This is a genomic window from Bacillus sanguinis, from assembly GCF_018332475.1.
Classification (GTDB): Bacteria; Bacillota; Bacilli; order Bacillales; family Bacillaceae_G; genus Bacillus_A; species Bacillus_A sanguinis.
Genome location: NZ_BOQB01000403.1, coordinates 1 through 7,515 on the forward strand (window position 1 = coordinate 1; position 7,515 = coordinate 7,515).

6 protein-coding genes and 1 pseudogene are annotated in these 7,515 nt (G+C 32.3%); 4 read left to right on the forward strand and 3 right to left on the reverse strand.

Annotation, left to right across the window (positions count from 1 at the left end):
• Positions 1 to 214, reverse strand: a pseudogene (locus tag KI369_RS29590) (alpha/beta fold macrolide esterase); the annotation flags it as partial.
• A gap of 78 nt (positions 215 to 292) precedes the next feature.
• On the opposite strand from KI369_RS29590, the gene KI369_RS26805 reads away from it, so the two are divergent.
• Positions 293 to 1,219: an NADP-dependent oxidoreductase gene (locus tag KI369_RS26805; protein ID WP_212958567.1), complete on the forward strand. Its 927-nt coding sequence runs from the start codon at positions 293 to 295 to the stop codon at positions 1,217 to 1,219.
• A 111-nt stretch (positions 1,220 to 1,330) separates the two neighbouring features.
• Here KI369_RS26805 and pdxR read toward each other — a convergent pair whose 3' ends face one another.
• The gene (pdxR, locus tag KI369_RS26810; protein WP_212958569.1) at positions 1,331 to 2,764 is read right to left on the reverse strand and encodes a MocR-like pyridoxine biosynthesis transcription factor PdxR; all 1,434 of its coding nucleotides are present in this window, start codon (positions 2,762 to 2,764) and stop codon (positions 1,331 to 1,333) included.
• A 145-nt stretch (positions 2,765 to 2,909) separates the two neighbouring features.
• Between pdxR and KI369_RS26815 the strand changes: the two genes are divergently transcribed.
• On the forward strand, positions 2,910 to 3,827 hold the full coding sequence (locus KI369_RS26815) for a DMT family transporter (RefSeq protein ID WP_212958571.1): 918 nt from the start codon (positions 2,910 to 2,912) through the stop codon (positions 3,825 to 3,827).
• Between the two features lie 135 nt (positions 3,828 to 3,962).
• Entirely contained in the window at positions 3,963 to 5,000 is a 1,038-nt protein-coding gene (locus KI369_RS26820) for a DnaA N-terminal domain-containing protein (protein ID WP_212958574.1), read from the forward strand.
• A gap of 17 nt (positions 5,001 to 5,017) precedes the next feature.
• On the opposite strand, the gene secY is transcribed toward KI369_RS26820, so the two are convergent.
• The gene (gene secY, locus KI369_RS26825; RefSeq protein ID WP_000490104.1) at positions 5,018 to 6,322 is read right to left on the reverse strand and encodes a preprotein translocase subunit SecY; all 1,305 of its coding nucleotides are present in this window, start codon (positions 6,320 to 6,322) and stop codon (positions 5,018 to 5,020) included.
• 570 nt (positions 6,323 to 6,892) lie between these two features.
• On the opposite strand from secY, the gene KI369_RS26830 reads away from it, so the two are divergent.
• Positions 6,893 to 7,372 carry an AraC family transcriptional regulator gene (locus KI369_RS26830; RefSeq protein ID WP_212958576.1) on the forward strand — a complete coding sequence of 160 codons (480 nt, stop codon included), beginning with the start codon at positions 6,893 to 6,895 and terminating at the stop codon, positions 7,370 to 7,372.
• The last annotated feature ends 143 nt before the right edge of the window (positions 7,373 to 7,515 follow it).

Sequence of the window (7,515 nt, forward strand, 5' to 3'; positions counted from 1 at the left end):
TAGCACCCATAATTAATAAAATAGCTGGGTCTTTAGGATTCCCAAAGCGTTCTGTACATATATCAATCCCGTTTATTTTAAATATCTTTTCAGTCATAAAATTATCCCCATTTCTTTTGAATGTAATTAAAAATATAGTTTTGAATAATTCTAAGGTGTGTGTAAGATTCATTTTGGAATTCATCATGTTTCTTACGTATTTACCTCCAAGAATAAGTTTATGATAATTCAAGGCAAAAAATTTTGAGAAATATTTGTAAGTTATTAAAATAAACAGCAAGGAGGAATGGAAATGAAAGCAATTGTTATAGATCAATATGGTAGTGTTGAAGAATTAAAAGAAAGACAAGTTTTAAAACCGGTTGTTAAAGATAATGAGGTATTAATACGTATTCTCGCAACATCTGTTAATCCTGTTGATTGGAAAATTAGAAAGGGAGACTTACAAGAGCAGTTACGATTTTCATTTCCACTCATTTTAGGGTTAGATGCAGCTGGAGTTATTGAAAAAGTTGGGAAAGAAGTAGAGGAATTCAAAATAGGAGATAAGGTGTTTACGAAACCTGAAAATATAGGACAGGGCTCTTATGCTGAATTCATTACAGTAAAATCGGATTTAGTATCCTATATGCCTACTAATCTAAGTTTCGAGGAGGCAGCTTCTATTCCTCTTGCAGGACTTACAGCGTGGCAAAGTCTTGTAGATTATGCACAAATAAAAGAACATGACCGAGTACTCATTCATGCGGGTGCTGGTGGAGTTGGAAGTTTGGCAATCCAAATTGCAAAAACATTTGGAGCTTTTGTTGCGACAACTGCGAGTAGTAAGAATGAAGAGTTTTTAAAGTTTTTAGGAGCAGATCTTGTTATTGATTATAAAAAAGACAAATTTGAAGAACTACTATCAGATTTTGATATTGTGTTAGATACAATAGGTGGCGAAGTACAAGAAAAAAGTTTTCAAGTTATAAAACCTGGCGGTGTTTTCGTTTCAATTGTTCATGAGCCAATTCAAAAAGCAAAAGGGATAAAATCAGGTTTTTTATGGCTAAAACCAAATGGAAAGCAACTAGAAGAATTATCAAATTTAATTGTAGAGGGAAAAATTAAACCTATTGTAAGTAAGATTGTGCCGTTTAATGAAGAAGGAATTAGAGAAGCTCATATTTTGAGTGAAGGTAAACATGCTAGAGGTAAGATTGTAATGAAAGTTGAATAAAAAAGTATTTATATAAAAATGATTTAGCATGCTTCAAAATTTTATTATACCCCAAAACAAAAATATTTTGGGGTATTTACTTTTTAGCTTAAAGATATTGTGCATATGCTTCTATAGCTTATAGTTTCGTATTGTATCATGTAATTTTTCTAAACCAATTAACATATCTTTTTCATTTAGCATAGAATAGCTAATTCTTAATTGGTTATTATTTATATCGTTATTTAATAGACAAGCTGTTCCTGGTAAAAAAGAGACATCTACTTCATTTGCTTTTTGTAATAAGGTAAAGGGATCTATCGAATCAGGAAGTGTAACCCATAAATTAAAGCCACCATTTGGTATGTCAAATCTTATTACTTTAAGTGGTGATAACATATCAATAGTTATATCACGTCTAATTTGTAAAGCGGTACGTAATTTTTCTAAATGATTTTTCATACGTTCTGCACGTAAAAACGGTAGAAGTGCTTTTTGTGTTAATAAAGGACTACCGATATCCATAGAACCTTTTACAGCATATAACCATTCGAAAATAGGTCCATCAGCAATAAGCGAGGCGATACGCAGTCCAGGTGCTAACGTTTTACTAAATCCTTTTATATATATTACGTGGCCGTTTGTATCAAAAATTTTGATAGGAGGGGGAACAGTCGCGCCCTCAAAATATATTTCTCCGAAAGAATCATCTTCAATTATAAAAAATTCATATAGCTCTGCTAGTTCTATCAGTTCCATTCTCCGTTCTTTACTCATTACTGTACCTGTTGGGTTCTGGAAAGTTGGATTCGTATACAATAAAGCAGGATTTTTACTTTGACAAATATCATCGATTAAGTCGGAGCGAATTCCATGATTATCAAGAGAAATAGGTATAATTTGAGCACCTTTATTGATGAAAATATCAAGAGCAGCACTATAACAAGGACTTTCCACTAATACAATATCACCAGGCTTTAATAATGTTTGGGCAATTAAATCAATTCCTTGTTGTGCTCCGCTTGTAATTAATAATTGAGATGGTTTTGTCAGTAATTGCTGGTGTTCATGTAAATAATTTGCTATTTCAACTCGCAGTTCATAATCACCTTGAATTGGCCCATAAGTTGCTAGGATCATCTGGTCTTTATTCAGTATTTTATGCATTTCGTCTGCCAAGAATGGATTTGGTAATAAGCGAGGATATAAAACCGCTTGTGAAAAATCGTAATATTTCCGGTGCTGATTTATTGCATATTGAGATCGCATAACATTAATTGTTTTTGTTTGTTGCCATTTATACGGAATTGGTTTGAAATCTCTCTTTCCATGTTTATGTATATAAGCACCTTTTCCTTGCTTAATGCGAATATATTCTTTCTTTTCTAATTGCTTATATGCCTTACGAACAGTTAATAGGCTAATCTGCAAATCTTCAGCCATAGAGCGTAAAGATGGAAGGGAGTCACCATGCGAGAGCATGCCACTTTGTACTCTTTCAACAATTTGCATATATATTTGCTGATAATACGGTATGTTGGATTCTTTACGAAGGACAATCTTCATGGTTTCACCTTTTCGTTTTTATTTAATTAAAGCGAAAAATTTAAAGAGAATCAACTACGATTTTAGGCAACTGTTATATACATAGTTACACTGTTATACACCACACCTTCTATACTCATATTAAGGGTAAAAAGGAGGAAGAAAAATGGTTATTTTCAATTATATTTTAGTATGTATTATTTTCGGAACAACATTTTTAACGATAAAAATTGGGATTGAGGCAGGAGCGCCTCCATTATTTCCGGCGGGCATTCGTTTCTTTTTAGCAGGCGTGATCTTGATGTTTATATTTAAATTAAAGCGAAAAGAAATTATGCCATATGTATTTTCGAAGCGTATTATGTATGCTGGTTTTTGCTTAACGTTTATGACATTCGCTACATTGTACTGGGCGGAACAATATATTTCTTCAGGGTTAGCTGCTGTGCTTTCTGCTACGGGACCTATGATGATTTTGTTATTACAAGCAAAGAGAAATAAGACAAAATTACAAAAGGAGCAACTACTAGCTTTAATTATTGCATTAATAGGCGTTGTTTTTGTTTCTTTACCAGGAATGCACCAAGAAGTAAGTTTTATATGGAGTATCGCTTGTGTTGTTTTAATAATAGGAGAGTTATTTTACGGAATAGGCTCTATTCGCTCAAAAGAAATACTTTCGGATTTACAAGGTGTCTCACCATTTCTCATAAATGGTATTCAAATGTTTTATGGTGGAGTTTTACTACTAATCGTATCCTTCATAGTAGAACAACCGAACGTAACTGTATTAGCTTCATGGAGTGTACAGTGGCCTATTTTATATCTTATCTTTATCGGGTCAATTGGTGGGCACGGATTATATTATTGGCTCTTATCAAAAACAAATCCTGTATTCCCGTCAACTTGGTTATACGTATCACCGCTAATTGCTATTATTGTAGGATATATTATATTAGGAGAACCTTTAAACCCTACAATGGGGATAGGTGCTTGTTTCATTTTAGTTGGTGTGTTTTTAGCTAATCGATCCACACTCCGGTCTTATTTCAAACAAGGGAGATTATTTGAGAAGGAAATGTAATTGTATAAAGAAGCAGCCCTGTATAAAATAGGGCTGCTTTCATTTTATAAAAGATACGGATTGACTTTATTTATTGGAAAGTCGTAATATTATTAAGCTATATGAAAGAGAACTGTAAATAGAGGGGGAGTTATTATGAAAATAAATTGGACTGAAGTAAAGGAAAAAATTCGACCGCAAATTTCAAAACCATCATATGAAACTTGGTTTACGAATACTACTGTTTATTTAGACGATGATATATTAATAATTTATTGTCCAAATGAATTTGCACGTGACTGGTTAGAATCTCATTACAAAGAGTTAGTATTTAATACATTAAGAGAAATGTTTAATACGACGTTTGAAATTCAGTTTGATCTATGTAATGGCGAACCATCTAAGTTGAAAGATATTCAAAAAGTAAGGCTTAGTAGCTGGGATGAAGTAAAGAAAGCATTAAGGCCAAAATTAGCAGAGAAAACATTTATGACGTGGATTAGAAATACAAATGCTACTATTGAAGATAATAAATTAATAGTTTTTTGTGAAGATGCGTTTCATCGTGACTTGCTTGAAGGGGAGTACAGAAATATAATTTCAAGTACCGTACAGAAAATTACTAATAAAGAATATCAAATTTGGTTTGAAATAAAATCAAATACTACTTCTATAGCGCAGATTCATCATGTGCAAAATAATCCACTTACTTCCATACAAGAAGAGGCCAATACAATTTGGAATGAAATAAAAGGTAAAATGCAAGTAATAATTTCAAGACCTTCATATGAAACGTGGATCAAAGAAACGACAGCCAGAATAAATGAAAATACATTGATCATTTATTTTGAAAATGAATTCCAACAAGGATGGGTTGAGCATTCTTATAAAGATTTAATTTTAGAGATAGCTAAAGAGTTAACTGGAAATACATATGAACTGCAATTTGAATTGAAAGCAAATACATATGCAACCGATAATGGTGAAAAATCAAAATCTACTATCGATAATATAATTTCTGAAATAGGGGAGCAGTTCAAAGGCTCTACTAATAATTTAAAAAACAATGATGTAGGCGATAGTGATAAACGCATTCAAGCTTTAGAAGAAAAAATAGTGAACTTGGAAAAAGTGGTTGACATATTGGTGGGGAAATTAAAGGTAGTAGAATTAAAAACACAGTTGGAAAAATAACCAACTGTGTTTTTTAATTAATTTACTTTTTTTATAAACCCTTTATAATGACGTTTCACAAGCTGACTTTCTAACGTCTTCATCGTTTCAAGTGCTACACCGACGATGATAAGTAAGCTTGTACCACCAATTTGCGCAGAAGGTGGTAACGTAGCAATTTTCGTGAATACGAGCGGTAAAATAGAAATGGCACCTAAGAAAATCGCACCGATAAATGTTAAACGGTATAAAATTTTCGTTACATATTGTTCTGTTGATTTACCAGGACGAATACCAGGCACATATCCATTTTGCTTTTTCAAATTCTCAGCCATTTGTTCAGGATTTACTTGAATAAATGCGTAGAAATATGTGAAAGCAACGATAAGACCGACATAAAGTGTCATTCCAAATGGATGTGCAAAATCAAGATTTGCAACAATCCATTTGGAGACGCTTGAATCAGGGAAGAGCTGCGCAATTGTACGCGGCGTCATTAAAAATGCAGAAGCAAAGATTACTGGAATTACACCAGCACTATTTACTTTAAGAGGTAAATGAGTGTTTTTTGCTCCTTGATATTGATTGTTTCCTGAAACAGCTTTTGCATATTGAATCGGTATTTTACGCACGGCTTGTTGTATGTAAATAACGCCAACAACTATCGCTAAAATTACGAGACCAATTAAAACCATTTTTATGATGTGCATGAATAATTGATCGCCTGCATTTTGAAATTGTTGCAAATAAATTTGGTTCGCAACATTTGGAATTGCTGCAACAAGTCCTGCGAAGATAATCATCGAAATACCATTACCTACTCCATTAGCGGTAATTTGTTCACCTAACCAAAGTAAAAATGCAGTACCTGCAGTTAAAACTGTCGCAATAAATAAGTATGTAGTCCAGCTTTGATCTGTTATTAATTGTCCACCTGCTATATTATTAAAGCCATAAGACATCCCAATGGCTTGTATGAATGCGAGAATGATTGTAAAGTATCGAGTGAATTGAGCTGATTTCTTACGGCCCATCTCTCCTTGCTTTGCCCATTCCGAAAATTTAGGTATAACGTCCATTTGTAGTAATTGTACTATGATGGAAGCTGTAATATACGGTGTAATACCTACAGCAAAGATTGAGAAGTGTTGCAGTGCTCCTCCGCCAAATACGTTTAGCATACCTAAAACGTTAGCTTGATCTTGTACCTTTAATACCTCTGCGTTAGTATGAGGAACTGGAATAAACGTGCCAATTCGAAAAACAATTAGCATCGCTAATGTAAAAAGAATTTTGTTTCTTATCTCAGCTACTCTCATGAAATTTGAAATCGTACGAAACATTATGTCGCCTCCTATATTTTTATCAGTTCAAAACTGATTATTATATCCCGATGAAGTAACCACAAACCTCCTTCCGCATTAAATTCATTTGACAAATGGATTTACATACATTTTGTAGTTTTCTCGGATATAAAAATATAAGGTGTTGTATAAGCGACCAATAAGCTTTTCGTAATCATTCAATACACATAATATATCGAATAAATTAGCAAATGTACATACATATGCATGAAAAATGAATGAATAGGGTGATTTTTTACATTTATTTAATGATAAATTGAAAGAGTAGTTCTTTTAATTATTGTATGCTAGTAATTTGCTAGGACAATAAAAGGAATTCCAGTATGTTATGTAGTATAAAAGTGGCAGGGATTTTTTATTTAAAGTTAAAATGAAATTTTTGCATACGTATAACTTCTAGAAATGTAGTGATGTAATATCAATTGGAAAACAGTGCCCTATGTTTCAATTAATGTTTATGCCATTATGAAATTTGTTTTATTTATGAAGGAATATATGAAAATGAAGGCTAAATAAATTGAGTAGAGATTTGTTAAGGGGCTGATGTATATGAAAGTTGTTATAAAAAACTTACAACCATTAGAAGTAGCATATATAAGACGAACTGGTAGTTACTTTGAACCACAAGTTCATTGGGAAAAGTTACTACAGTGGGCAAATGAAAATAATCTACATCGACCAGAGCGATCATTTATCGGAATTTCATTAGATAATCCTGAATTTGTTGCAAGTCATATGTGCCGACATGATGCTTGCGTTACCATACCTAAAAACTTTGAAAAAGAACAACATGAGGATGTGCAATTTAAAAGTGTAGATGGAGGTCTATACGCTCTATACCAATTTTATGATGAACCTCATAAATTAAGTGAAGTGTATCGATATATGTACGCAGTTTGGTTACCAAATAGTGAATATAGTGCAGATTATGATAGGGATAATTTAGAGTTTTGTATGAACAATGTTGCAGAAGACCTAGAAGGAAAATTAAAGGTTGATTTATTTGTGCCAATAAAAAAGAATAAATAATAAGTAGTATAAATTATAAGCGGTATTAAAAAATTGTTTTTTAATAGTATAAAACCCACTCTTAAAAATAGTTGAGAGTGGGTTTTATGTTGTTATTGAGAAAAAAGTTTACTTTAATTAATATGAATATTTGTTTATATGAT